The 23,041-nt window shown below is 61.1% G+C and carries 21 protein-coding genes and 2 pseudogenes; 17 read left to right on the forward strand and 6 right to left on the reverse strand.

Annotated elements, in window-relative coordinates:
- Positions 1–59 precede the first annotated feature (59 nt).
- Positions 60–863, reverse strand: coding sequence for a shikimate dehydrogenase family protein (locus tag VGC33_RS02475; RefSeq protein ID WP_331118682.1), 804 nt, complete (start codon positions 861–863; stop codon positions 60–62).
- A 133-nt stretch (positions 864–996) separates the two neighbouring features.
- On the opposite strand from VGC33_RS02475, the pseudogene VGC33_RS02480 reads away from it, so the two are divergent.
- Positions 997–1,372 (forward strand): annotated as a pseudogene (locus VGC33_RS02480) (zinc-binding dehydrogenase); the annotation flags it as partial.
- An 83-nt stretch (positions 1,373–1,455) separates the two neighbouring features.
- On the opposite strand, the gene VGC33_RS02485 reads toward VGC33_RS02480, so the two are convergent.
- Entirely contained in the window at positions 1,456–2,343 is an 888-nt protein-coding gene (locus VGC33_RS02485; RefSeq protein WP_331118684.1) for a LysR family transcriptional regulator, read from the reverse strand.
- A 118-nt stretch (positions 2,344–2,461) separates the two neighbouring features.
- On the opposite strand from VGC33_RS02485, the gene VGC33_RS02490 reads away from it, so the two are divergent.
- Positions 2,462–3,445 carry an NAD-dependent epimerase/dehydratase family protein gene (locus tag VGC33_RS02490; RefSeq protein WP_331118686.1) on the forward strand — a complete coding sequence of 328 codons (984 nt, stop codon included), beginning with the start codon at positions 2,462–2,464 and terminating at the stop codon, positions 3,443–3,445.
- Positions 3,446–3,521: 76 nt separating this feature from the next.
- Here VGC33_RS02490 and VGC33_RS02495 read toward each other — a convergent pair whose 3' ends face one another.
- Entirely contained in the window at positions 3,522–5,018 is a 1,497-nt protein-coding gene (locus tag VGC33_RS02495) for an NCS1 family nucleobase:cation symporter-1 (RefSeq protein WP_331118688.1), read from the reverse strand.
- A 178-nt stretch (positions 5,019–5,196) separates the two neighbouring features.
- Between VGC33_RS02495 and VGC33_RS02500 the strand changes: the two genes are divergently transcribed.
- Together VGC33_RS02500 and VGC33_RS02505 are read left to right on the forward strand one after the other, a co-directional pair.
- Entirely contained in the window at positions 5,197–5,913 is a 717-nt protein-coding gene (locus VGC33_RS02500) for a GntR family transcriptional regulator (protein ID WP_331118690.1), read from the forward strand.
- Positions 5,914–6,033: 120 nt separating this feature from the next.
- Positions 6,034–6,774 carry an aspartate/glutamate racemase family protein gene (locus VGC33_RS02505; protein ID WP_331118692.1) on the forward strand — a complete coding sequence of 247 codons (741 nt, stop codon included), beginning with the start codon at positions 6,034–6,036 and terminating at the stop codon, positions 6,772–6,774.
- A 67-nt stretch (positions 6,775–6,841) separates the two neighbouring features.
- On the opposite strand, the gene VGC33_RS02510 is transcribed toward VGC33_RS02505, so the two are convergent.
- The 3 genes and pseudogenes from VGC33_RS02510 to VGC33_RS02520 all read right to left on the reverse strand — a co-directional run.
- Entirely contained in the window at positions 6,842–8,245 is a 1,404-nt protein-coding gene (locus VGC33_RS02510) for an AtzE family amidohydrolase (protein WP_331118792.1), read from the reverse strand.
- 2 nt (positions 8,246–8,247) lie between these two features.
- Positions 8,248–8,394, reverse strand: coding sequence for an oxalurate catabolism protein HpxX (hpxX, locus tag VGC33_RS02515; RefSeq protein WP_331118794.1), 147 nt, complete (start codon positions 8,392–8,394; stop codon positions 8,248–8,250).
- A 247-nt stretch (positions 8,395–8,641) separates the two neighbouring features.
- A pseudogene (locus tag VGC33_RS02520) lies at positions 8,642–8,815 on the reverse strand (gamma-glutamyltransferase); the annotation flags it as partial.
- A 145-nt stretch (positions 8,816–8,960) separates the two neighbouring features.
- Here VGC33_RS02520 and VGC33_RS02525 point away from each other — a divergent pair.
- The 13 genes from VGC33_RS02525 (at position 8,961) to VGC33_RS02585 (ending at position 22,912) form a co-directional block, all read left to right on the forward strand.
- On the forward strand, positions 8,961–9,806 hold the full coding sequence (locus tag VGC33_RS02525) for a MurR/RpiR family transcriptional regulator (protein ID WP_331118695.1): 846 nt from the start codon (positions 8,961–8,963) through the stop codon (positions 9,804–9,806).
- A gap of 228 nt (positions 9,807–10,034) precedes the next feature.
- Positions 10,035–10,826, forward strand: a complete 792-nt coding sequence (locus VGC33_RS02530; RefSeq protein ID WP_331118697.1) for a transporter substrate-binding domain-containing protein — start codon at positions 10,035–10,037, stop codon at positions 10,824–10,826.
- Positions 10,827–10,839: 13 nt separating this feature from the next.
- On the forward strand, positions 10,840–11,508 hold the full coding sequence (locus tag VGC33_RS02535) for an amino acid ABC transporter permease (RefSeq protein WP_331118699.1): 669 nt from the start codon (positions 10,840–10,842) through the stop codon (positions 11,506–11,508).
- Entirely contained in the window at positions 11,505–12,161 is a 657-nt protein-coding gene (locus VGC33_RS02540) for an amino acid ABC transporter permease (RefSeq protein ID WP_331118701.1), read from the forward strand. Before VGC33_RS02535 ends, VGC33_RS02540 begins: the two co-directional genes overlap by 4 nt.
- Positions 12,142–12,885, forward strand: a complete 744-nt coding sequence (locus VGC33_RS02545) for an amino acid ABC transporter ATP-binding protein (protein WP_331118703.1) — start codon at positions 12,142–12,144, stop codon at positions 12,883–12,885. Before VGC33_RS02540 ends, VGC33_RS02545 begins: the two co-directional genes overlap by 20 nt.
- 93 nt (positions 12,886–12,978) lie before the next feature.
- The gene (pucG, locus tag VGC33_RS02550; protein WP_331118705.1) at positions 12,979–14,223 is read left to right on the forward strand and encodes a (S)-ureidoglycine--glyoxylate transaminase; all 1,245 of its coding nucleotides are present in this window, start codon (positions 12,979–12,981) and stop codon (positions 14,221–14,223) included.
- On the forward strand, positions 14,223–15,494 hold the full coding sequence (gene hpxK / locus VGC33_RS02555; protein WP_331118707.1) for an allantoate amidohydrolase: 1,272 nt from the start codon (positions 14,223–14,225) through the stop codon (positions 15,492–15,494). The genes pucG and hpxK overlap by 1 nt, the downstream gene beginning before the upstream one ends.
- A gap of 407 nt (positions 15,495–15,901) precedes the next feature.
- The gene (locus tag VGC33_RS02560) at positions 15,902–17,638 is read left to right on the forward strand and encodes an acetolactate synthase catalytic subunit (protein ID WP_331118709.1); all 1,737 of its coding nucleotides are present in this window, start codon (positions 15,902–15,904) and stop codon (positions 17,636–17,638) included.
- A 16-nt stretch (positions 17,639–17,654) separates the two neighbouring features.
- Positions 17,655–18,659 carry a dihydroxyacetone kinase subunit DhaK gene (locus VGC33_RS02565; RefSeq protein ID WP_331118711.1) on the forward strand — a complete coding sequence of 335 codons (1,005 nt, stop codon included), beginning with the start codon at positions 17,655–17,657 and terminating at the stop codon, positions 18,657–18,659.
- A complete protein-coding gene (locus VGC33_RS02570; protein WP_331118713.1) occupies positions 18,659–19,285 on the forward strand; it encodes a dihydroxyacetone kinase subunit L in 627 nt (208 codons plus the stop codon). Before VGC33_RS02565 ends, VGC33_RS02570 begins: the two co-directional genes overlap by 1 nt.
- Positions 19,282–20,451 (forward strand): CaiB/BaiF CoA transferase family protein, encoded by a 1,170-nt coding sequence (locus VGC33_RS02575; RefSeq protein WP_331118715.1) that lies wholly within the window; start codon positions 19,282–19,284, stop codon positions 20,449–20,451. The genes VGC33_RS02570 and VGC33_RS02575 overlap by 4 nt, the downstream gene beginning before the upstream one ends.
- Positions 20,452–20,473: 22 nt before the next feature.
- Positions 20,474–21,409, forward strand: a complete 936-nt coding sequence (locus VGC33_RS02580; RefSeq protein WP_331118717.1) for a MaoC family dehydratase — start codon at positions 20,474–20,476, stop codon at positions 21,407–21,409.
- 120 nt (positions 21,410–21,529) lie between these two features.
- Positions 21,530–22,912, forward strand: a complete 1,383-nt coding sequence (locus VGC33_RS02585) for an MFS transporter (RefSeq protein WP_331118719.1) — start codon at positions 21,530–21,532, stop codon at positions 22,910–22,912.
- The last annotated feature ends 129 nt before the right edge of the window (positions 22,913–23,041 follow it).

Raw genomic sequence — 23,041 nt, forward strand, 5'->3', positions numbered from 1 at the left:
TAAATGACCTGTTTATTGGCTCTCCTGTTAATTGTCCGCAGCCGAGGCATCAGCGTTGGTTAATTGAGCATAAAATCGATAAGCAGCGGGACCTGCGCCATGATCATTTCCTTGCCGTAGTGGACCGGAAAGCCGATCTGATCGGCGTTGGCAAGCAGGGGCGTTAGCTCGGGAAACACCACGATGTCGCAAATCACCGTCGCCAAGTCCAGGTGCCGCAATGAAAAGGGCAGGGCGGGGTCATTACCCATGCCGACGGAGGTGCCATTAATGGCAATGTCCACGTCCCGCGGGAATTCGCTGCCCGTTTCAATCGACACCGCGGGGTAAAGGGACTGCAGTTGTTTACACAACGCGGACGCTTTGCCGACGGTACGATTGTAGATAACCAGCCGGCGGGCGCCATGGGCGGCAACCGCAAACGCAATCGCCGCCGCCGCGCCGCCGGCGCCGGCCAGATAAACGCTTTTACCCTGAACGTCATAACCCCGTTTTTGCAAACCGGCGACAAATCCCTCGCCGTCCATCATCGTGCCGCTTAACCTGCCGTCGGGACCACGCTTGAACACGTTACAGGCGCCGATGGCCCTGGCTGTGTCGGACACCGTATCCAGCAAAGGCAACACGTGGCGTTTGTGCGGCATGGTGACGATCGCGCCGCAAAAATTGCGACAGGCTTTCAGTCCGTTAATGGCGTCCGTTAAGCCGGCGGAACCGACATGCAAAGGAATCAGCAACGTGTCGGGGATCTGTCTTTCGCGCAGCGCGGTATTGATCAGCATGGGGGATTTGGCTTGTGCAACCGGATCGCCAATGATGCCCATAAACCGCAGTTTGCCGTTTACCGTATTGAGTTCGTCCATACATAGGCCCGTGAATGATTGCGTGCCATATGAGCATAAAACAAAAGCCGGGGGCATGCATTAGCGGGGCCGTATTAACGGGCAAGAGTTTTAGGCGATAATCCGGAAGGGTCGGGCTGACGCCGACAGCGCGCGGGAGGCGTTTGTCCTGGCATTGCCCGAGGGGCTTGATCCCTCACGGGCCGCGCCGTTGCTTTGCGCCGGGATTACCGTGTATTCCCCATTGCGCACCTGGAACGTTGGCCCGGGGAGCCGTGTCGGCGTGATAGGCATCGGCGGGTTCTTCTTTTGACGTGATTATCGATACCATTCCCGTATCACATGATGTGTCGCCCTATGTTCAACTGCTGGATGTGGAAGGCGCGCTGGTGATTGTCGGCAATCTGGGCAATATGGCGGGCTTTGGCAGCCTGCCGCTGGTTATGGGACGCCGGCGTATTACCGGCTCACCGTCGGGCGGTATTGCCGAAACCCGGGAAATGCTGGATTTTTGCGCCAGGCAAGGGATTCGGTTTATGGCGCGTTTCGCTACCCCTGATGCCGGGGCCAAAGATGATCTTGCCTGTGTCCCCGGCGCGACAATAACCCAGCCTTACCCGGATTCACCGGTATAGTTCCGCAAGCCAAGCACCAGCGCGTCGAAGGTCGCTTTGCAGCGCGGGCTGGCGCGCAGATCTTCATGCAGGGTAACCCAAGTGGCCAAGGTAAAGTTGTACTGTTCCGGCAGTACGCGCACCAGCCCTCCCGCCAGCGCCGTCTGGCAAATGCCTATGCCGCAGCCGGCGCGGATAAGCGCCAGTTGGGCCAAATCGCTGTCGGTGCGAAAGGCGAAAGCATCGCGCGTCCATATCGGCAGCTGCCGGCTTGCGGCGCGCAGGTAGGGTGTTTCTTCATCGAATCCAATCAGCGCATGCCGGGTCAGGTCGGCCGGTATGGCCGGCATGCCATGCCGGCGCAGATAGTCGTTATGCGCGTAAAGACCGAGCTTCACGTCGCCCACACGCCTGGCGATAAGCGATTCTTGTCTGGGCTGGGTCATGCGCACGGCAATATCGGCTTCGCGCCGGAGTAAATCCTGCACGCGATTGGTGGGCACCAGTTCAATCCTTAACTGTGGATGCGCGTGTTTCAGCCGCGCCAGCATAGGCGGCAATACTTCCGTCCCTATCACCTCGCTGGCCGAAATCCGCACCGTACCCGTGACCTCCTGGCCACGACTGGTGGCCGCCCGCTCCAGGGCCGCGGCGGTGTCCCGCATGGCCTCGGCATACCCCCGTAATGAAATGGCGCCTTCGGTCGGGGATAATCCCGTCCGCGAACGGATAAACAACGGCTGGCCGAACGCGGTTTCCAGGGCCGCGATATGACGGCCCGCCGTCGGTTGGGTAATGCCGAGGGCGCGCGCCGCGCCCGAGAGCGATCCCTCGGTCAGCACGGCAAGAAAGGTGCGGTAAAGTTCCCAACCGATAGTATTGACCATAATAAGGCGCCCATGTCGCTGACCATACATTAATGTATAGATAATACTTCATCATCGACAATTTTTTTTTATCAACCCCCGTTCTAGAATTCCCGCATTACACCAAGGGGGAAACGATATGAACATGACCGGCAATCCGGCCAATACGGTTTTGGTCCTGGGCGCAACCGGGGGCATAGGCGGAGAAGCCGCCCACCGGTTGCACCGCGCCGGCTGGCGGGTGCGGGCGCTTTATCGTCAGGCGCCGGCCGCCGGTGAAATCCGCGACGGCATAACCTGGCTGCGCGGCGATACGATGAACGGCGAGGATGTACTGCGCGCGGCGCGGGGGTGCGGTGTGATCGTGCATGCCGTCAATCCGCCGGGCTACCGCCGTTGGGAGGAACTGGTGTTGCCGATGATCGACAACAGCATCCGCGCCGCCATCGCCGAAGGCGCCACCATTATGCTGCCGGGCACGGTCTACAATTACGGACCGGACGCGTTCCCGCTGCTGGATGAGGATGCGCCGCAACATCCGCTGACGCGCAAGGGCGCCATTCGCGTCGAGCTTGAACGGCGGCTGCGGGCGGCGACCGAGCGGGGAGCGCGGGCCATCGTGGTGCGGGCGGGGGATTTTTTTGGCCCGCGGGCGGGCAATAACTGGTTTTCACAGGGGGTTATCAAACCGGGACGGGCGGTGAAGGTGATCAACCGGCCCGGCAAGGCCGGTATCGGCCACCAGTGGTGTTATCTGCCGGATATCGCCGATACCATGGTCGTGCTGCTGGCGCGGCGCGATGCATTATCCCCTTTCAGCACCTTTCATATGGCGGGGCATTGGGATGATGACGGCATGCAAATGGCGCAGGCGATTCGCCGTGTGGTGGTGCGCCATGGCGGACAACCGGTCTTGCGCGCTTTTCCGTGGTGGCTTACCTCTTTGCTGGCGCCCCTGGCGCCCACCCTGCGGGAATTGCGGGAAATGCGCTATCTCTGGCGCCAGCCGGTAAGGCTGGATAACCGCCGCCTGATGGCGATGCTAGGCAGCGAACCCCACACGCCATTGGAGCAGGCGGTGGAAACGACGCTGATGGGGCTGGGATGTCTTACCGCGCGGTGAAGGGACGGCTCATCCCCCGCGGATAAACCCGCCCCGGCTTTTATCAAGTCCGGGGCGGGTTTATCTTCACGCATGCTTACTCTTTCGGCGCCGGCGCCAGGCCCGCGTAACTCATGCCGGTACGGGTCACGATATCGCGGCGCGCCAGATAACGGTAGCAGCCGGCGCCAAGGAATACGCCGATAAACCAGCTGAAGTTCGCCACCTGGTGCAGGCTGGGGGTGAAGCTTATCGCCAGCCCTATCAGCACCGCCGGCACCAGGGCCATGATCGCCTTGGGGTTGAAGCCGTTGTTATACCAGTAACGGCCAGACGGCGTGGCGTTAAACAGGTCGTCCACCGATATCTTGCTACGCTTGATTAAATAGAAATCGGCAATCAGGATGCCGAACAGCGGGCCGATAAAGGCGCCCAGCACATCCAGGGTATAATGAATCAATTCCGGCGACTGGAACAGATTCCACGGCGTCAGCAGCACCGACCCCACCGCCGCAATCATGCCGCCGGTGCGAAAGCTGATTTTTTGCGGCGAACAATTGGAAAAATCGAACGCGGGCGAGACAAAGTTCGCCACGATATTGATGCCGATGGTGGCGATGATCATGGTCAATAGGCCCAGCGCCACCGCCACGCTGCTGCCGACCCGGCTAACGGTTTCAATCGGGTCGGTAATCATCTGGCCGAACAGGCTCTGGGTACCGGAGACGATCACCACGGTGACAATGGAAAACAACAGGAAGTTAAACGGCAGTCCCCAGCGGTTGCCCCGGTGGATCTCATCCATGCTTTTACCGTAGCGCGAAAAATCGCCGAAGTTGAGCAGCGGTCCTGAAAAATAGGATACCACCAGCGCCACAGCGGTCAGCATTTCCCAGGCCTGCTGGCCGGTGGTCAGCGATTTGCTGCTCAGGGTAAATGAGATATTGCCAAAACCGGTCTGGAACAGGATCCAGCCGGCCAGCGCCAGCATTACCACGTATACCGCCGGGCCGGCAAAATCGATAAACTTCTTGATGGCGCTCATGCCGTGCCAGAACACCATGGCCTGCAATACCCACATCACACCAAAGCATATCCATCCCAGCGCGGAAAGCCCCAGCCAGTGGCTCTGGGTCAACGGCTGTAACGACGGCGCGAATTTCAGCAGTACCAGCATCAGGGCGTTCGCCGCCAGGTAGGTTTGGATGCCGTACCAGGCAAAGGCGATAAGTCCGCGGATTACCGCCGGGATATTCGCGCCAAACACGCCAAACGCCTGGCGGCAGATCACCGCATAAGGCACACCGGCCATCTGGCTGGGTTTCGCCACCAGATTGGCGCAGATCTGCACGATGCAGATGCCGAGCAACAGGCATAACAATACCTGCCAGCTCGCCAGTCCCAAGGTAAAAAAGCTGGCGGCCACCACGTAGCCGCCCATGCTGTGGACATCCGACATCCAGAAGGAAAAAATATTGTACCAACTCCAGTCCTGCTGGCGGGTGGGGGCCAGATCCTGATTGCAGAGTTTGGGGCTGTAATGGCTGTGATCGATGGATCCAATGCTATCGGCTACCTGGTGATTGTTTGGCATGAAATATGCTCCTCTTATCACTACCCTGGTGTGTCGTCTTGCTGATTTGCCAAGCTTCTGTTTGCTGGCATTTACTGGGGAGTGATTGCAGGATCCAGGCCAATATGAAAAAATGTGTATACTTAATTTTTATTTTTGGTATACGAAAAGAGATCAAAATCGTATACAGGAGTTGTGAATGTCCAGCTGGCACGGCCTGAAAAGCACTATTTTTTCGCAGGATAAGGACGATGAGATTTATCACGCGATTGTCAAAGCCATCGTCGAACATCAGTTGCCTCCCGGCAGCAAATTGCCTGAAGAGGCGTTGGCGACGGCCTTCGGCATCAGCCGTACCGGCATTCGCACAGTATTGCAGCGCCTTGCGGCGGTGCAGTTGATCCGTCTTACGCCCAAACGCGGTGCGCAGGTGGTGACGCCGGGGGTGGAGGAGGCTCGCAACGTTTTGTTGACCCGGCGCATGCTGGAGTGCGCGAATTTGCCGCAGGTGGTGGCTAACAGCGCGGCGGTGCATATCAGCGCGCTGGAGGATGTGTTGGCCGGGGAGGAGAGGGCGCATGAAGAACGGGACGGCGCCACCGCCATTCGTCTTTCCGCGCTGTTCCATGTGCAACTGCAGGCGATTTCCGGCAACGAAGTGCTGACGCAAATGGTGTCGCAGCTTACCCTGCGCTCCTCGCTGGTGATTGCCGCCTATGGCGCGCCGTGGCAGCAGGGCTGCCGCTGCCACGATCATCAGCAACTGGTCGCGCTGTTGAAAGCGGGCGCCACCGCGCCGCTGGTGCGGCAAATGGAACAGCATTTCGACGATATCCTGGCAAATCTTCATTTTGAGCGCAGTGGTGAAACCACTCCGGATTTTGCGCGCTTATTCGCGTCGGCGGTAAAGGGGTAGCTCAGCGCTTTTGTCTTGGACGCGCGGGGGACTACCTATCCATATCCGGCTACCCGCCCGCGGCGTAACCGGATAAACATTACCATTTATTCGGTACAAGCCTGGAAAGGAGCCGCGATTATGGCCGTTTGTCGTATACAACTGATCAATCCCAATACCAGCGTTGCCATGACCGAACGAATCCAGGCGGCGGCGCGCCGGGTCTGCGCGCCCGGTACCGAGATCGTGGCGGTATGTCCGGCGGAAGGCGTGCCGTCGGTGGAGGGGCATTTCGATGAAGCGGTGGCGACCATGGGGGTGCTGCAACTGGTGAAACAAGGGTGCGGGCAGGGGGTAAACGGCCATGTGATCGCCTGCTTCGGCGATCCGGGCCTGCTGGCGGCGCGCGAGCTGGCCGGGGCGCCGGTGGTGGGCATTGCCGAGGCGGCGATGCATATGGCGACGCTGGTGGCGACCCGTTTTTCGGTGGTCACCACCCTGTCGCGCACCCTGACCATCGCCCGCCATCTGGTGTACAGCTATGGTTTTGAACGCCAATGCGCGCGGCTGCATGCCATTGATTTACCGGTGCTGGCGCTTGAGGACGCGTCGGGACTGGCGCGGCGGCAGGTGCGTGAGCAATGTATCCGCGCCAAGCGCGACGACGGTATCGGCGCTATCGTGCTGGGCTGCGCCGGCATGGCCGATTTGGCGGAGCAGCTTACCCGTGAGCTGCAAATACCGGTGATTGACGGCGTCAGCGCCGCCGTCAAACTTATCGAGTCCCTGTATGCCATGGGGCTGTCCACCAGCAAGTACGGCGATCTCGGCGATCCGCTGCCAAAAGTGATCAGCGGCCATTTCAACGGGCTAAACCTTTAAACCAGCCCATAAAATCCAGCCGACCGGGGATATAACCATGCCCAGTCAAATCTTGTGGCGTCAGTCTTCACGCCGCCTTTCGGCCTGCGGCGGTGGCTTGTACCACGCCGCTTAGCTCCAGCGCCCGCGCGGCGCGCAGACAGAGATCCTCACGCCACGCAGGGGCGATCAGCTGCACGCCTATCGGCATCCCGCCCGCCGTATTTATAGGCACGCTAACCACCGGCAGGCCCAAAAACGACACCGGCTGGGTCAGCATGCCCATATTGGCGCGCACCGGCAGCGCCTGGCCGTTAAGGGTAAAATTGTCCTGGCCGATAAGCGTGGCGCAGCAGGGCGTGGCAGGCGCCAGCAAAATATCCCAGTGCTGAAATAGCGGCTGGATCCGCTCCTGCAAATAGCGGCGAAAACGCTGCGCCTGGATATACCACGCCGAGGGAATCATCGCGCCGGCCAGCAGGCGCTCGCGCGATAGCGGCTCGAACCGGTGTGGCTCCCGCCTTAACGCCGGCAGATAACGGTTGCCGCCCTCCGACGCGCTGAGGATAAAGGCCGCCGAGCGGGCAAGCGCCGCGTCGGGGAAAGTTACCTCTTCGTCGGCCCCAAGCGCCCGGGCGACGGTGTTTAGCGCGCCGGCGGCATCCGCATCGCACCAGTCGCGGAAATAGCCGCCCAGCACCGCGCAGCGCAGCCCCTCCTGCCCCCGGCCCAGCAGCGGCAGCGTCGGGCTTACCGGCCGGTCGGCCTGGAATCCGTCTTCGCGGTCGACCCCCTGCAACGCGTCATAGACCGCGCTGAGATCCTCGCAGCACAGCGCCATCGGGCCGATATGATCCAGACTGGCGACAAATGGATGCGTGCCGCCGCGCGACAGCCGGCCGAAGGTCGGTTTTAACCCCAGGACGCCGCACAGGGACGACGGCACCCTGATTGACCCGTTGGTATCGCTGCCCAGGGAAAATTTCACCAGTCCGGCGGCCACCGCGGCGGCCGAGCCGCCGGACGACCCGCCGGCGATGCGCGTCAGGTCGCGTGGATTGTGGGTGGCGCCATAATGGCTGTTTTCGGTGGTAAAACCATAGGCGTAGGCATCCATATTCAGCATGCCGGACAGCATGGCGCCGCTACCGGCCAGTTTGTCCACCGCCCAGGCGTCCCGTTGCGCCGGAGCGCGGTGGCTGTACAGGCTGGCGCCGGCAAGCGTGGTTTCACCCGCCACATCAAACAGATTTTTCACCCCATAAGGTACCCCCGCCAACGGCGGCAAGGGTATGTTGCCACGGCGTAGCGCGTCCAGGGCATCGGCTTCGCTTAACATCCTCTGCGCCGTGACCTGGGTCCAGGCGTTTAGCGCCGGATTGGCGGCGTCGATGGCGTCCAGGGTGGCGCGGGCAATTTCACGCGCCGACACCTCGCCCCCGGCCAGCTTGGCTGTGATGTCGGCTATCGATAATGACGCAAGGGTGTCGATATTCATGCCTGATAGACCCCCGCCACGTCCAGCCGGTCATCCAACGCAAAGGCCATCAGGGGGGCCGCCATGGCGGCGATGCGCTCGAACTGCGCCAGCAGCGCCGCGCGCCTGTCGTCATCGAGCTCAAGCGCCAGCACCGTTTCCATCTGGCGGAGATAAGCCGCGCAATTGATCGGTACTGAATTGATCGGTACTGAATTGATCGGCACTGCATCGATCGGTGCTGAATCGGTCGGTTTTAATGGCGTATTCATCGGGTTCTCCAGGTTTTGCTAAAGCTAAAATCCGGCGGCGCTGCCGTTGTCGCGCGGGTCAAACGCGCCTTCCAGCATACCGTTGGCGGCATAACGAATGGCATCCGCCAGCAGGCGTGACAGCGGCAGCCGCGGGTAGCCCATCACCGCCGAGACCGTTCATATGCGGATAGACCACCGCGATGGACGCGGCGGCGGCCACCATCGCCTCGATGGCGTTACCGCCGCCGCGCAGGACGGCCAGCGCGCTTTCACTGGCAAGATGATGCGGTGCTACCGCCATGCCCATCGGCGCCATGGTACTGTTAATCATAGGTGTCCATATCTCTTGTTAACGTGCGGAGTCTGGCAACAGTCAAGCAAGAGGCGTTCCAACCTGCGCGACGGAATCAATTGCCCGCACCGGGGCGGGATATGGTAGGGTATCATGAAACAAAAGTTGCAGACGAGACAGGGTTATGAAGCAGTTTGATGAACGCCTGCGCGCCGGCTATGCGCAGCTTTCGCCGCAGGAGCAGCGGGTCGCCGGGTTTATACTTGATCATTTCGACGATCTGATCGGTTATAACAGCGCCGAGCTGTCGCGGTTAAGCGGCGTCTCCAAGGCCACCGTCAGCCGGTTGTTCAGGCGTCTAGGCTATGATAACTATCGCCAGGTGCGCGACGAACTGCGCGTGCTGCGCCAAAGCGGGATGCCGTTAACCGACAGCCGGGACGCGGTGCAGGGCAACACGCTATTGTCACGGCATTACAAGCAGGAAATGGCCAACCTGACGTTCTGGGTCAACCGGCTGGACGGCGCGGGGTTCTCGGAGGTGATAACGGCGATGACCAATGCCCGGCGCCTTTGCCTGGTGGGCTTGCGCAACAGCTATCCGGTGGCGATGCACCTGCGCCAGCAACTGTTGCAGGTGCGCGGGCAGGTCAGCCTGCTGCCCCAGCCGGGGCAGACCCTGGCCGAAGAGGCGGTGGACCTGACCGCCGGCGATATGGTGGTGGTGGTGGCGTTTCGCCGACGTACGCCGCAAATCAGGCCGTTATTATTACAGCTTAAAAATAACGGCGTGCCGGTACTGCTGATAAGCGAGCCACAGGCGCAGACGCTGATTCCGCTGGCGCGCTGGCATTTTGCCGCCTCGATTGACAGCGTATCGGCCTTTGATTCCTACTCTTCGGCCATGAGCCTGGCGAATCTTATCAGCAACGCCCTGCTGCACGAGGCGCTGGCGCGGGGGCGGCAGCGCATCCATACCATCGCGCAGTGGTATGGCGAACTGGATGAACTTGAACAGCGCGGTTCTTGAACAGCAACGCGACATGGCAGTGCGCTTGCCCTCCAGCGGTGCACGCTTTTCCCGACAGCGGGGCCGGGCCTGATGTCCCGCCCACCGTAACATTGCTTCCGCCGCCGTGAACCCGCCGTTGCGCCGCGCTCTCCTGCCCAAGGTGAACCGATAGTTTCAATTGGCACATTAGTTGCAAATGTTTAAACAGAGAATCCTTTGTTTCATCATTTACCTTGGGAACCGACCATGAATATCAAAAAGCAGCTTATTGCCCTGGCGGGCGCGGCCCTGTTGTTGACCCAGGCGGGCGCGGCCCAGGCCGATCAGTTACAGCAAATCCAGCAGCGCGGCGTGCTGCGGGTAGCCATACCGCAGGATTTTCCGCCTTTTGGGTCGGTCGGCACCGACCTGCAACCCCAGGGCTACGATATAGACATGGCGCATTATCTGGCCGATAAAATGAAGCTGAAATTGCAACTGGTGCCGGTGACCAGCGCCAACCGGGTACCTTACCTGCAAACGGATAAGGTCGACCTGGTGATTTCCAGTTTGGGTAAAAACGCCGAGCGTGAAAAAACCATCGATTTCAGCCGCGCCTACGCGCCGTTTTTCCTCGGTGTCTTCGGCCCCAGGGACGATACGCTGAAGGCGCCGGCCGGGCTGGGCGGCAAAACGGTGGGGGTCACCCGCGGCGCGGTTGAGGATATGGTATTGACCGATCTGGCGCCGAAGGATGCGCAGATTAAACGTTATGAAGATAACAACACCACGCTGTCCGCTTATATGTCCGGCCAGGTAGCGTATGTGGCGACCGGCAATCTGGTGGTGAGCGCCATTGCCCGCCAGAACCCGGACAAAGCGCCGGTGGCGAAATTTATGCTTAAGGACTCGCCTTGTTTTGTCGGCATGCGCAAGGATGAACCGGCGCTGAAGGAGAAAGTTAACGCCCTGATCGACGGCGCGCTGAAGGACAATACCCTCAACAGCCTGTCCGAAAAATGGATGAAAGCGCCGCTGCCGGCCGATTTGGGCGCCTGAGAACGGGGCGCCCATGACCTATCAGCTTAATTTCCCCGCGCTGTGGCCTTATCTGCCCGAACTGCTGTCCGGATTGTGGGTAACCATGATGCTGACCACCGTCGCGACGGTTGGCGGCATCGCCATCGGCGTGTGCGGCGCGGCTATCCGCGGCGGCCGGTATGTTTTGCCCGCCCGTTTGTGGGGGCTTTATGTCGAGCTTATCCGCAATACCCCTTTTGTGGTGCAGCTGTTTTTTATCGTTTTCGGCCTGCCGGCGCTGGGGTTGAAAATGACCGCCGGCGAGGCGGCGCTGCTGGCGATGCTGGTCAACCTTGGCGCCTACAGTACCGAAATCATTCGCGCCGGCATCCAGGTGACGCCGCAAGGGCAGTGGGAGGCGGGGCGGGTGCTCGGCCTGTCGCGCGGCCAGGTTTTCCTGCGGGTGGTGCTGCCGCCGGCGTTAAAACGTATTTATCCATCGCTGGTCAGCCAATGCGTGATTGTAATGCTCGGATCGTCGGTGGTCTCCCAGGTCTCTTATGAGGAACTGACCTTTGCCGGAAGCCTCATCCAGTCGCGTACGTTCCTCAGCTTTGAGGTATATCTGGTGGTGACGCTGATCTATCTGCTGTTGTCGCTGCTGATGCGGCAGGTGTTGCTGCGGGCCGGCCGCCTGATCTTCGGCGCGGCGCAATCATGACGTCGTTTACCGATTGGGATATCCTGCGCAACCTGCTGTTGGCCGCGCGCTGGACGCTTTTGCTGTCGCTGGCCGCATTTATCGGCGGCGGCCTGCTGACGTTGCCGCTGATGTTAATGCGCCTGTCGCGCCGTCGCTGGCTTAGGCAAGGCATTCGCGCCTACAGTAATCTGTTCCAGGGCACGCCGCTGCTGATGCAGCTGTTCCTGGCCTTTTTCGGCCTGGCGTTGTTTGGCATTGATGTCAGCCCCTGGCTGGCGGCGGCGCTGGCATTGACGCTGTTTACCAGCGCATTCCTGGTGGATATCTGGTGCGGCAGTATCGACGCCCTGCCCAAAGGACAGTGGGAAGCGTCCCGCTGCCTGGGCTTGAGCTTCGGCCAGACCCTGCTGCGGGTGATGGCGCCGCAGGCCATTCGCATCGCCATCGCGCCGACGGTGGGATTTTCGGTGCAGGTGATCAAAGGCACCGCGCTGGCTTCCATTATCGGGTTTGTCGAACTGACCAAAGCGGGAACCATGCTCACCAACGTCACTTTTCAGCCGTTTAAGGTCTTCGGCCTGGTGGCGCTGGGTTATTTCCTGATGTGTTATCCCCTTTCCCGCTTTAGCCATTATCTGGAGAAAAAGTTTCATGCCGCTGATAACCATTAACCAGATGCAAAAATATTACGGGCAGAATCACGTGCTGAAGGGCATCGATCTGGATATCGACGCCGGCGAGGTGGTCTCGATTATCGGGCGCAGCGGATCAGGCAAAAGCACCCTGCTGCGCTGTATCAATGGCCTGGAAGAGTATCAGGAAGGCAGCATCAAGCTCGGCGGCATGACGGTGACTCATCGCGACTCCCAGGCCCGGGAAATCAGCCGTTCGGTGGGGATGGTATTCCAGAGTTTCAATCTGTTCCCGCATATGACCGCGTTGCAAAACGTCATGCTGGCGCCGCGCCGGGTGCTGGGTAAAACGGCGGCGCAGTGCCGCGAGCTGGCCGAAGTGATGCTCAATAAAGTCGGCCTGGGGGACCGGCTGGATTATTACCCCTCCGGCCTTTCCGGGGGCCAGCAGCAGCGGGTGGCCATTGCCCGCGCGCTGGCGATGGATCCCAAGGTGCTGCTGTGCGACGAAATTACCTCGGCGCTGGACCCGGAACTGGTGGGCGAAGTGCTGAAGGTGCTGGAAAAACTGGCAGGCGAAGGCATGACCCTGATACTGGTGACCCATGAGATGAATTTTGCCCGCGAAGTCGGCGACCGGGTAGTGTTTATGCATCAGGGCAGGGTGTGGGAGCAGGGCGAAAGCCGTGAACTGTTGGCCCGGCCGCAGACCGCCGAGCTAAAACAGTTTATCGCCACGGTGCGGGGCCTCGGCGACGACTAGGGCGGCCGCGGGCCGGCGCGGCCAGGGAATTTCCTGGCCAACCCTGTCTATATTATCGATAAAAAAGAAAACTGATGTCGGAAAGGATGAATCATGTTGGATATTACACGCTATGACCAGATTAACCCGCCGGCCCGGCTGCTGATGGGACCCGGGCCGATCAATGCCGACCCGCGCGTGCTGCGGGCCATGTCAAGCCAGCTTCTCGGCCAGTATGATCCGTCAATGACCGGTTATATGAATGAAGTGATGGCGCTCTACCGTGGCCTGTTCAATACCGCCAACCGCTGGACCATGCTGATAGACGGCACGTCGCGCGCCGGTATCGAGGCGGTGCTGCTGTCCGCCATCCGGCCGGGCGATAAGGTGCTGGTGCCGGTGTTTGGCCGCTTCGGTCATCTGTTGTGCGAAATCGCCCGCCGCTGCCGGGCCGAGGTTTTTACCCTCGAGGTACCCTGGGGACAAGTATTCAGCCCCGGCCAAATCGAGGATGCCGTTAAGCGGATCCGCCCGCGCGCTTTGCTTACGGTCCAGGGCGATACGTCCACCACCATGCTGCAACCCCTGGCGGAACTGGGGGATATCTGCCGCCGTTATGACGTGCTGTTTTACACCGATGCCACCGCCTCGTTCGGCGGCAATCGCCTGGATACCGATGCCTGGGGCCTGGACGCGGTATCCGCCGGCCTGCAAAAATGCCTCGGCGGCCCGTCCGGCAGCGCGCCGGTCACCCTGGGTCCGCGCTTTGAAGAACAGATCCGCCGGCGCAAATGCGTGGAGGAGGGGATCCGGACCGCCGCCCATCAGGACGGCGACGACGAGATGATCTACTCCAACTATTTCGATCTCGGCATGATCATGGATTATTGGGGACCGGAGCGGCTCAATCACCATACCGAGGCCACCAGTATGCTGTTCGCCGCCCGCGAGTGCGCACGCATACTGCTGCAGGAAGGACTGGATAACGCCATCGCCCGTCACGAACTGCACGGCGCGGCGATGCTGGCCGGCATCCAGGGCCTGGGGCTCGGGGTGTTCGGCGATATAAGCCATAAAATGAATAACGTGCTGGGAGTGATGATACCCGACGGCATCAACGGCGAACAGGTACGCCAACTGCTGCTAAATGATTTCGCCATTGAAATCGGCACCTCGTTCGGCCCGCTGCACGGCAGGATCTGGCGTATCGGCACCATGGGTTATAACGCGCGCAAGGATTGTGTTATGCAGACCCTGGCGGCGCTGGAAGCGGTGCTGAACCGGCTCGGCTTTGCCAGCAGCCAGGGCGCCGGCATGCAGGCGGCGTGGGATCATTACGGGCGAATGGCGGAGGCGTAATGACGGAACCGAGAATGCCGGCGGAGTTGGCCGACAGCGCCGCGCTTAGGGTAATGGCGCGCTGCGATACCCTGGCCGGCATCAGCGCTGCGCCGGACGAGCTGACGCGGGTTTACCTTTCGCCGCAACATCTGCGCGCCAATCAACAGGTCGGCGCATGGATGCGGGCGATGGGAATGCGCGTCTGGCAGGATGAGGTCGGCAACCTGTGCGGCCGTTATGAAGGGCTGCGCCCGGATCTGCCGGCCATACTGCTTGGTTCCCATCTGGATACGGTGCGCAACGCCGGCCGCTATGACGGCATGCTGGGCGTGCTCGCGGCCCTTGAGGTGGTGCATTATCTGCACCAGCGGCGGTTGCGCCTGCCGATGGCGATTGAAGTCATCGGTTTTGCCGACGAGGAGGGCACGCGCTTTGGCATCGCCCTGCTCGGCAGCCGCGGTATCACCGGCAACTGGCCGGCGGATTGGCTTGATCGACGGGATGCCGAAGGCATCAGCGTCGGGCAGGCGCTGCGCCACGCCGGGCTGGACCCTGGACTTATCGGTCGCGCCAAACGGGGGCAAGCCGCATTCTGCGCCTATCTGGAACTGCATATCGAGCAGGGTCCCTGCCTGGAAAGTGCCGGCCTGGCGCTGGGGGTGGTTTCGGCTATCAACGGCGCCAGGCGCCTGAACTGCCGTTTTACCGGCGTGGCCGGCCATGCCGGCACCGTACCGATGGCCGGCCGCAGGGACGCGCTTAATACCGCCGCGCGCTGGATAGCCAGGATCGATGATATCGTCGCCTCCCACGGCCCGGATCTGGTGGCAACGGTGGGCGAGCTGCAATGCTTGCCGGGCGCGGTAAACGTGATCCCGGGAGACGTGCGCCTGACCCTGGACGTTCGCGGACCCGACGACCGGGCGCTGGCGGCGTTACTGGACGGGCTGCTGGGCTGTGCCGATGATATCGCCGGACGGTACGGTTGTGTTTTCAGCAGCGGGGAATTTTACCGAATCGACGCCACGCCCTGCGATCAACGGCTACAGTCCCTGCTGGCCGACAGCCTGCGAAAAGTACAGGGCGTAAGCCTGGCATTGCCGAGCGGCGCCGGACATGACGCGATAGCCCTGGCGCAAAGCTGGCCGGTGGGCATGCTGTTTGTGCGCTGCGACCGCGGGATAAGCCACCACCCCGATGAAGCGGTGACCGCGCCGGACGTGGCGGCGGCTGTCCGCGCTTATCTGGAGGCGGTGCTGGCGCTGTCCGAATGCCAGGGAAGCCGCTGACGTAAGGTTTTTCATGATATCGGCGATTTCAGCGCCGATTCGCCCGGCAACGGCAGCTATGCCATAACCAACATCCCGCTAACGGAGCTACGGCAGCCGGAGGTTTAACCCCGTACTGCGCGACTCATTGTTCCCAGCCGGCTTGGCTGTTCGCCAGCCGTGCCGGGCAACGTCAAAAAAATCCCCTTGAATTAATAACTCATTTTTAATCAATAAATTACGATTTTTCCGGCACTGCATAATGTGTTTTTTTTGTGATCATGTCCCACAAAACACAATAAAAACGTTTTTATTAGAAACGTTTTTATGTGAGGCTAGCGCTATGTTACGACTTGGTTGCCATCCTGTTAACCTTGGTTTGATGGCCGGGTCACGGATAACGCGAAAACGACGAATGGGAGTGATGCATGGACACTGAAGGTAGCGAAAAAATCATAGGTCAGCGCAGTACCGGGGCGCATATCCTGGCCGCCGCGCTGAAACGCCATGGCGTGGAAGTGATTTTTGGCCAAAGCATTCCGGCCGCGCTGTTCCTGGCGACGCCGGATTACGGCATTCGCCAGGTGGGTTACCGCGCTGAAAACGCCGGCACCTATATGGCCGACGCCTATGCGCGCCTGTCCCATAAAGTGGCGGTGGTGACCGCCCAGAACGGCCCGGCGGCCACCCTGCTGGTGGCGGGCCTGGCTGAATGCTACAAGGCCTCGGTGCCGGTGGTGGCTATCGTCCAGGACGTGCACCGTAAGATGGCGGATAAAAACGCCTTCCAGGAACTCGATCATCTTGATTTGTTTAAAGGCGTCTCCAAGTGGACCCGCCGCGTTACCGAAATCGACCGGCTGGACGATTATGCCGATATGGCGTTTACCGCCGCCGCGTCCGGCCGTCCTGGTCCGGTGGTGTTGATTGTTCCCATCGATCTGTTTAACGAGACCGCGGCGCAAAACCCGCGCCGGCACGCATCCTCGCTGGGGCATTTCCCGCTGGATCGCACGGTGGCCGCGCCCGAGGCGATTGAAGAAGCGGCGCGCCTGCTGGCCGCGGCCGCGTCGCCGCTGATTATTGCCGGCGGCGGCGTACATATATCCGATGCGGCCCAGGAGCTTGCGGCGCTCCAGGAGGCGGCGGCCCTGCCGGTGGCCACCACCGCCATGGGCAAAGGGGCGGTCAGCGAGGACCATGAGCTTTCGTTGGGCGTGGTGGGCTATTTTATGGGCGCGCGCGGGCGCACCCGCCATTTGCGCGATATGGTGGCCAACGCCGATGTGATCCTGCTGATTGGCAACCGTACCAACCAGAACGGTACCGACGGCTGGAGCCTGTATCCGCAGGAGGCTAAATATATCCACCTGGATATCGACAGCCAGGAAGTGGGCCGTAATTACGATGCGCTGCGTCTGGTGGGCGACGCCAAATTGACCCTGCAGGCGCTGACGGCGGCCATGAAACGCCAGGATCTCGGCAGGCGCCGGGGCGCCCGTTCCGCCATCGCCGCCAGGATCGCCGCCGCCCATGAAACCTGGCAATCGGAGGTGAAACAGACGCTGGATCTTGACGCCCGCCCGATTCGCCCGGAGCGCCTGATGCTCGACCTGGATTCGATCTTGACGCCGCAGACGGTGGTGGTGTCCGACGCCAGCTATTCGTCGATCTGGGTAGCCAATTACCTTAAGGCACGCGCCGTCGGCGCCCGGTTTGTGACTCCGCGCGGCCTGGCCGGCCTGGGCTGGGGTTTTCCCTATGCGGTGGGCGCCAAGATTGCCTGTCCCGAAGCCCCGGTGTTCGCGCTGGTGGGCGACGGCGGTTTCGCCCACGTATGGTCGGAGCTGGAGACCGCCCGCCGCATGGGCGTCAACGTGGTGCTGGTGGTGCTGAACAATGAAATCCTCGGCTACGAAAAACACGCGGAAAAAACCCTGTTCGGCAGCTATTCCGACGCCTGCGATTTCAGGCCGGTGGACCATGCCGCCATTGCCCGCGCCTGCGGCTGCGAAGGGGTGCGCGTCGACAATCCGGCTGATTTTTTGCCGGCGCTGAAAAAAGCCTTCAGCGCCGCGAACACCACGGTTATCGACGTGATGACCGAACAGCGCGCCTACCCCCCGGTAACGATGTTCGACGGGCAAAAGAACCTGGATTACTGACAGGCGGAGAGATCAGATGAAAAAAATACTCAACTCCCCCGAAACCTATGCCGACGAAGCGCTGGCGGGCATGTGCCTGGCGCATCCCCACCTTTATCGGCAGATAGGGGAAGAGGGCAGGGTCGTGGTGCGCAACGCCGGCGCCAAAAAAGATAAGGTGGCGATTGTTTCCGGCGGCGGCAGCGGGCATCTGCCTCTGTTTGCCGGCTATGTCGGCCAGGGTCTGCTGGATGCCTGCGCGGTGGGCAACGTGTTTGCCGGCCCCGCCGTGCTGGACTGTATGGACGCCATTCGCGCCGCCGATACCGGCAAGGGCGTGCTGCTGCTGTTTGGCAATTACGGCGGCGACAGGATGAATTTTGCCATGGCCGCCGAGATGCTGGCGGCGGAGGATATCCGCACGGCGTCGGTACTGGCCGCCGACGATGCCGGCAGCGCGCCGCGCGCGGAGCGGCAAAAACGCCGCGGCGTCGCCGGCCTGGTCTATGCCTATAAAATCGCCGGCGCCATGGCCGAGCGGTCCGACGCCACGCTTGAATCGGTCGCCGCCGTGGCGACGCGCGCCCTGGAGAATACGGTAACCCTCGGGGTGGCGCTATCGTCCTGTACCGTTCCCGAGGCGGGCAAACCGACCTTTACGCTGGGTGACGACGAGATGGAAATCGGCATGGGCATCCACGGCGAACCGGGGATCCGCCGCGGCCCGCTGTTAAGCGCCGAGCAAATGGTGGGCGAAATGCTGGATACGCTGCTGCGTGACGGCGGGTTCGCCGCCGGCGACCGGGTATCGGTGATGGTTAACTCCCTGGGCGCCACGCCGCTGGAAGAGTTGTTTATACTGTATCGCCATGTGGACCAGCGCCTGCGCGGCCAGGGCATCACAATCGTGGCGCCGCGCACCGGCCGTTATGCCACCTCGATGGAGATGGCCGGCATGTCATTGTCCATCATCAGGCTGGACGGGGAGCTTGAATCCTTGTTGCTGGAACCGGCCCATTGTCCCTACTGGAGTAATCTCTGATGACCAATCAGGAATTGATCGCGCTGTTGACGCGATGTACCGCCAAAATCCGCCAGGTGTCACCCGAGCTTAACGCGCTGGACGGCCAGTTGGGCGACGGCGATTTGGGCGCGACGCTTGAGAAATGCGCGCGGTTGACCGATCAGGCGCTGGCGGCGAAGCCCGCGGATATCGCCCCGGTGTTCCAGGCCGCGTCCATGGCCTGCGTGCGCGCTTCGGGATCGAGCTTCGGTACCCTGCTGGGCGTGGCGCTGCTGACCGCGGCTAAACACTGCGCCGGCAAGACCACGCTTGAGCGCGGGGATGTCGCGCCTCTGCTGGAGGCGGCGCTGGCGGCGCTGATGGCGCGCGGCGGGGCGAGCCTTGGCGATAAAACGGTGCTGGATCCGCTGGATGCGGTGCGCCGCGCGCTGCATGAGGCGACGCCCGCCGACGATTATCCCGCCCTTGCCGTCGGCGCGGTGCGCGCCACGCTGGAAGAATACCGGCAAAAACCCAATAAAATCGGCCGCGCGCGCATGTTCGCCGAGCGCTCCATCGGTTTGGACGATCCCGGCATGGTGGCTTTCGCCCATCTGGTGGACGCCGCGGCCGGCCATGCGGCCATCACCCGGGAGGTGTCATGATGCCAGGATCCCTGGAAGGACTGAAAGTACTCGACCTGTCGCGTTTTATCGCCGGTCCCCTGTGCGCCATGCAATTGGCCGATCTGGGCGCGGACGTGGTTAAAGTCGAACGGCGGGGCAAGGGGGAGGATACGCGCCAGAACACGCCGCAGTTGAACGGGCAAAGCCTCTACTTCCTGTCGTTCAACCGTAATAAGCGCAGCCTGGCGCTGGATTTTCGCGACCCGGACGATCAGGAGCAACTGCGCAAGCTTATCGCCGCCGCCGATGTGCTGATTGAAAACTTCCGTCCGGGCACCATGGAAAAAATGGGCTGCGGGTGGGAAACCCTCAAACAGTTGAACCCGCGCCTTATCATGGTGCGCATCTCCGGGTTCGGCCAGACCGGTCCGCTGGCGCAGCGTCCCTGCTTTGACGCCATCGCCCAGGCGATGAGCGGCCTGATGAGCATTTGCGGCCAGCCGGACGGGCCGCCGACCATGTCCGGCACCTTTATGGTGGACTATGCCTCCGCCCTGTACGCCACCATCGGCACGCTGGCGGCGCTGAACGCCCGTCACCTGTCCGGGCGCGGCCAACTGGTCGAGGCATGCCTGCTCGACAGCGCCATCAGTATGCTGATTTCGGCCATACCGGAGCAGGCGCAGCTCGGCAGCACCATGTCGCGCATCGGCAATCTCGATCGTTTCTCCGCGCCGGTGAACAGTTACCAGACCGGCGACGACGCCTGGATTTACCTGTCCGCCGGCACCGATACGCTGTTCGCCCGCCTGGCGCAGGCCATGGATCGCGCCGACCTGCTGGCGGACGATCGCTTCAGCAACTACCATGCGCGCCTGGAAAACTACCGCGCCATCGACGCGATTGTGGCGGACTGGATAAAAACCCATAGCGCGGAGGAGGTGGTGGCCAGCATGGATCTTGCCGGCGTGCCCTGCTCCAAGGTCGCCACCATCGATGAAGTGCTGGAAAACCCGCAGCTGAGGGCGCGCAATCAATTGGTGGATATTACCCATCCCACCGCCGGCGTCTACACCACCCATGGCGTTACCGTCGGCCTGTCCGACACCCCCGGAGTGATTCGCCGCCCGCCGCCGCTGGTGGGGGAGCATACCGGCGAGGTGCTGGCCGAATGGTGCGGCATCACCCATACCAATAAGGCGTAAACGCCGCCAGGAGGAGGATATTATGGCCCGCATCAATCCTGAACTTCGGGATCCGACCTACGACAATGTGGTGGTCGGCGAATTAATCGGCCCGCTGGCGGTAACGGCGGATGAGGCTTACCGTCGCCGCGCCTGTTTTGCGCTGGATGACTACAGTGGGGACTATCGCGCGCCGTCCGGGCCGTACGTGCCGGCCGCCATGCTGGGCCGCGATCTGGTGGCCCTGTTTTGCAGCGTTTATGATCCGAGCCGCACCGTCGGTTTGCATCAAAAGGAAGAGATCTGGTTCGTGAACCCGGTGCCGCTGAACGCCAAACTGCATTACACCGGCAAATATACCGATAAATACATGAAGCGCGGCAAAGGCTATACCGTGTTTGATACCGAGGCCCGCGACGCCGATACCGGAATACTCTACGTGCGCCAGGTCAGCACCGAGATCATGCGCATTCCGGACAATATCCAGCTGGGCGCCGGCGGTTCCCGCGCCGCGCCCGCGCCGGGCCATATCGAACCGCATTGGCCGGAGCACGTGCCGCCGGCGGCAAAAGCGGACGCCGCGCTGCGGCCCGGCACGCCGGTAACGCCGCTCGTCAAATGCCCGGAGCAGGGGCAGATGACGGTGTTCTCCGGCGGCAATACCCAGTGGTACAACATTCATACCGATATCGAAGTGGCCCTGAAAGCCGGTTTTCGCGACACGCTGGCGCAGGGCATGATGGAAACCTGCTGGGTGGCCGAAATGCTGGCCGGTTTTATCGGCCCGTCGTGGCATACCTCGGGCTGGATAAAAATGGCCTATATCAAACCGGTCTATCGCGCCGACCGTATCACCTGCCGGGCCGTGGTCCAGGAAATAGAGGGACAACGGGTGACCTTTCATGTCTGGGCCGAGAACCAGCATGGAGACATGACCGCCGTGGGGTGGGCCAGCGCCGATAAAGCAAATAACGCGTAACGCCGTTAGCGGTAATTAACGGCATATTTTTATTTTTTATCGTCATCACGCTTTATAAAGCGTGCGGGAAACCGCGCGCATAAAAACCACCCTACACTAATAGCTCCTGACGGAGGCGATATGACTAATGTAACGAATGAAACCGCACAACAGCCCGCGGCGGAGAAAATAAATAAAAAGGAGTTGTCGCGCGTGGCGTTTGCCAGCCTGATTGGCACTTTTATCGAATTTTATGACTATTTTATTTACGGCGCGGCGGCGGGGCTGGTATTTCCTCATCTGTTCTTCAGCGATATGCCGCCCACCGTCGCCACGATTGTCTCATTCGCCACGCTCGGCGTGGCTTTTATTACGCGCCCCATCGGCGCCGTGATATTCGGCCATTTCGGCGACACTATCGGGCGCAAGGCGATGCTGCTGGCCTCGGTGACCATAATGGGTGGCGCGACCGTGGTCATCGGCCTGCTGCCCACCTATGAAACCATCGGCGTGGCCGCGCCCATCCTGCTGGTGATCACCCGTTTAATCCAGGGGCTGGCGGTGGGTGGCGAGTGGGGCGGGGCCACCACCATGATGATCGAATACGCGCCGCCGAACCGGCGCGGCTTCTACGGCACCTTTGTCCAGTTGGGCAACGTGTTCGGCGTGCTGGTCTCGACCATGGCGTTTGCGCTGGCTTCTTCGCTGCCGAAGGACATCTTTCTGGACTGGGGTTGGCGCATTCCTTTTCTCGCCAGTATTGTGCTGATGTTTGTCGGTATTTTTATTCGCCTGAAAATCCAGGAACCGCCGATGTTTCGCAAAGTGCAGGCGGAACGCGAGAAGAACAAGCTGCCCATCGTGGTGGTATTTAAAAAGTTCCCCAAACAGATTTTCCTGGCGGCCGGGCTGCGCGTCAGTGAAAGCGTGGTCGGCTACCTGGTTATCAGCTTTGTTTTGCAATATTGCACTACCCACTTTGCCATGCAGGGCAATAGGGTATTGGTCGGCGTCATGATTGCGGCGGCGTCCGGGATTATCACCTTCCCGCTGTGGGGAATGCTTTCCGATAAGATCGGCCGCCGATCGGTGTTTTTAATCGGCTCCCTGGGTTCGTGCCTGCTGGCCTATCCGTTTTACTGGCTGATTAATACCGGCAGCCTGTGGGGGATTTATGCCGGCCTGGTGCTGGCCTACAGCTTTATCGTCGGGTCGATGTACAGCATTGAGCCTTGCTATCTGTCGGAGCTTTTTTCCACCGAAGTGCGGTATACCGGCGTATCCGTCGGCTCGCAGATAGCCGGTATTTTCGGCGGTTTCACCCCGGCGGTGGCCACCGTGCTGGTGGCCTGGGCCGGCGGAGCGTTCTGGCCGATCGCCCTGATGATCATCGTCTGCGGCCTGATCACCGCGCTGTGCGCCCTCGGGGCGGGTGAAACGCTTGGCCGCGATCTCAACAGCGATATGATGCCGGTAAAAAAGAAGAAAGGTAATGCCGAATCTTACCTGCTGAAAACGCGGTAATCGCCTGTGCCGGGACAAATGCCCGGCACGTCGGCCATGGTTTTGCGCGATGATATGTTTGATTATGTGAATAAAAACGTTTTTTTACCCGTGCGCGACGTTACAATAACGTCCACGCAGGTTTAACGG

It is taken from the genome of Acerihabitans sp. (assembly GCF_036398755.1).
In the GTDB taxonomy this organism is placed as follows: Bacteria; Pseudomonadota; Gammaproteobacteria; order Enterobacterales; family Enterobacteriaceae; genus Acerihabitans.

Bases quoted from the DNA above. Each gene is read 5' to 3' on its own strand.
- VGC33_RS02485 (WP_331118684.1), bottom strand. From the start codon at position 2,343: ATGGTCAATACTATCGGTTGGGAACTTTACCGCACCTTTCTTGCCGTG.
- VGC33_RS02585 (WP_331118719.1), top strand. From the start codon at position 21,530: ATGACTAATGTAACGAATGAAACCGCACAACAGCCCGCGGCGGAGAAA.
- VGC33_RS02490 (WP_331118686.1), top strand. From the start codon at position 2,462: ATGAACATGACCGGCAATCCGGCCAATACGGTTTTGGTCCTGGGCGCA.
- VGC33_RS02525 (WP_331118695.1), top strand. From the start codon at position 8,961: ATGAAGCAGTTTGATGAACGCCTGCGCGCCGGCTATGCGCAGCTTTCG.
- VGC33_RS02505 (WP_331118692.1), top strand. From the start codon at position 6,034: ATGGCCGTTTGTCGTATACAACTGATCAATCCCAATACCAGCGTTGCC.
- VGC33_RS02560 (WP_331118709.1), top strand. From the start codon at position 15,902: ATGGACACTGAAGGTAGCGAAAAAATCATAGGTCAGCGCAGTACCGGG.
- hpxX (WP_331118794.1), bottom strand. From the start codon at position 8,394: ATGGAAACGGTGCTGGCGCTTGAGCTCGATGACGACAGGCGCGCGGCG.
- VGC33_RS02565 (WP_331118711.1), top strand. From the start codon at position 17,655: ATGAAAAAAATACTCAACTCCCCCGAAACCTATGCCGACGAAGCGCTG.
- VGC33_RS02535 (WP_331118699.1), top strand. From the start codon at position 10,840: ATGACCTATCAGCTTAATTTCCCCGCGCTGTGGCCTTATCTGCCCGAA.
- VGC33_RS02475 (WP_331118682.1), bottom strand. From the start codon at position 863: ATGGACGAACTCAATACGGTAAACGGCAAACTGCGGTTTATGGGCATC.
- hpxK (WP_331118707.1), top strand. From the start codon at position 14,223: ATGACGGAACCGAGAATGCCGGCGGAGTTGGCCGACAGCGCCGCGCTT.
- VGC33_RS02575 (WP_331118715.1), top strand. From the start codon at position 19,282: ATGATGCCAGGATCCCTGGAAGGACTGAAAGTACTCGACCTGTCGCGT.
- VGC33_RS02500 (WP_331118690.1), top strand. From the start codon at position 5,197: ATGTCCAGCTGGCACGGCCTGAAAAGCACTATTTTTTCGCAGGATAAG.
- pucG (WP_331118705.1), top strand. From the start codon at position 12,979: ATGTTGGATATTACACGCTATGACCAGATTAACCCGCCGGCCCGGCTG.
- VGC33_RS02530 (WP_331118697.1), top strand. From the start codon at position 10,035: ATGAATATCAAAAAGCAGCTTATTGCCCTGGCGGGCGCGGCCCTGTTG.
- VGC33_RS02545 (WP_331118703.1), top strand. From the start codon at position 12,142: ATGCCGCTGATAACCATTAACCAGATGCAAAAATATTACGGGCAGAAT.
- VGC33_RS02580 (WP_331118717.1), top strand. From the start codon at position 20,474: ATGGCCCGCATCAATCCTGAACTTCGGGATCCGACCTACGACAATGTG.
- VGC33_RS02540 (WP_331118701.1), top strand. From the start codon at position 11,505: ATGACGTCGTTTACCGATTGGGATATCCTGCGCAACCTGCTGTTGGCC.
- VGC33_RS02570 (WP_331118713.1), top strand. From the start codon at position 18,659: ATGACCAATCAGGAATTGATCGCGCTGTTGACGCGATGTACCGCCAAA.
- VGC33_RS02495 (WP_331118688.1), bottom strand. From the start codon at position 5,018: ATGCCAAACAATCACCAGGTAGCCGATAGCATTGGATCCATCGATCAC.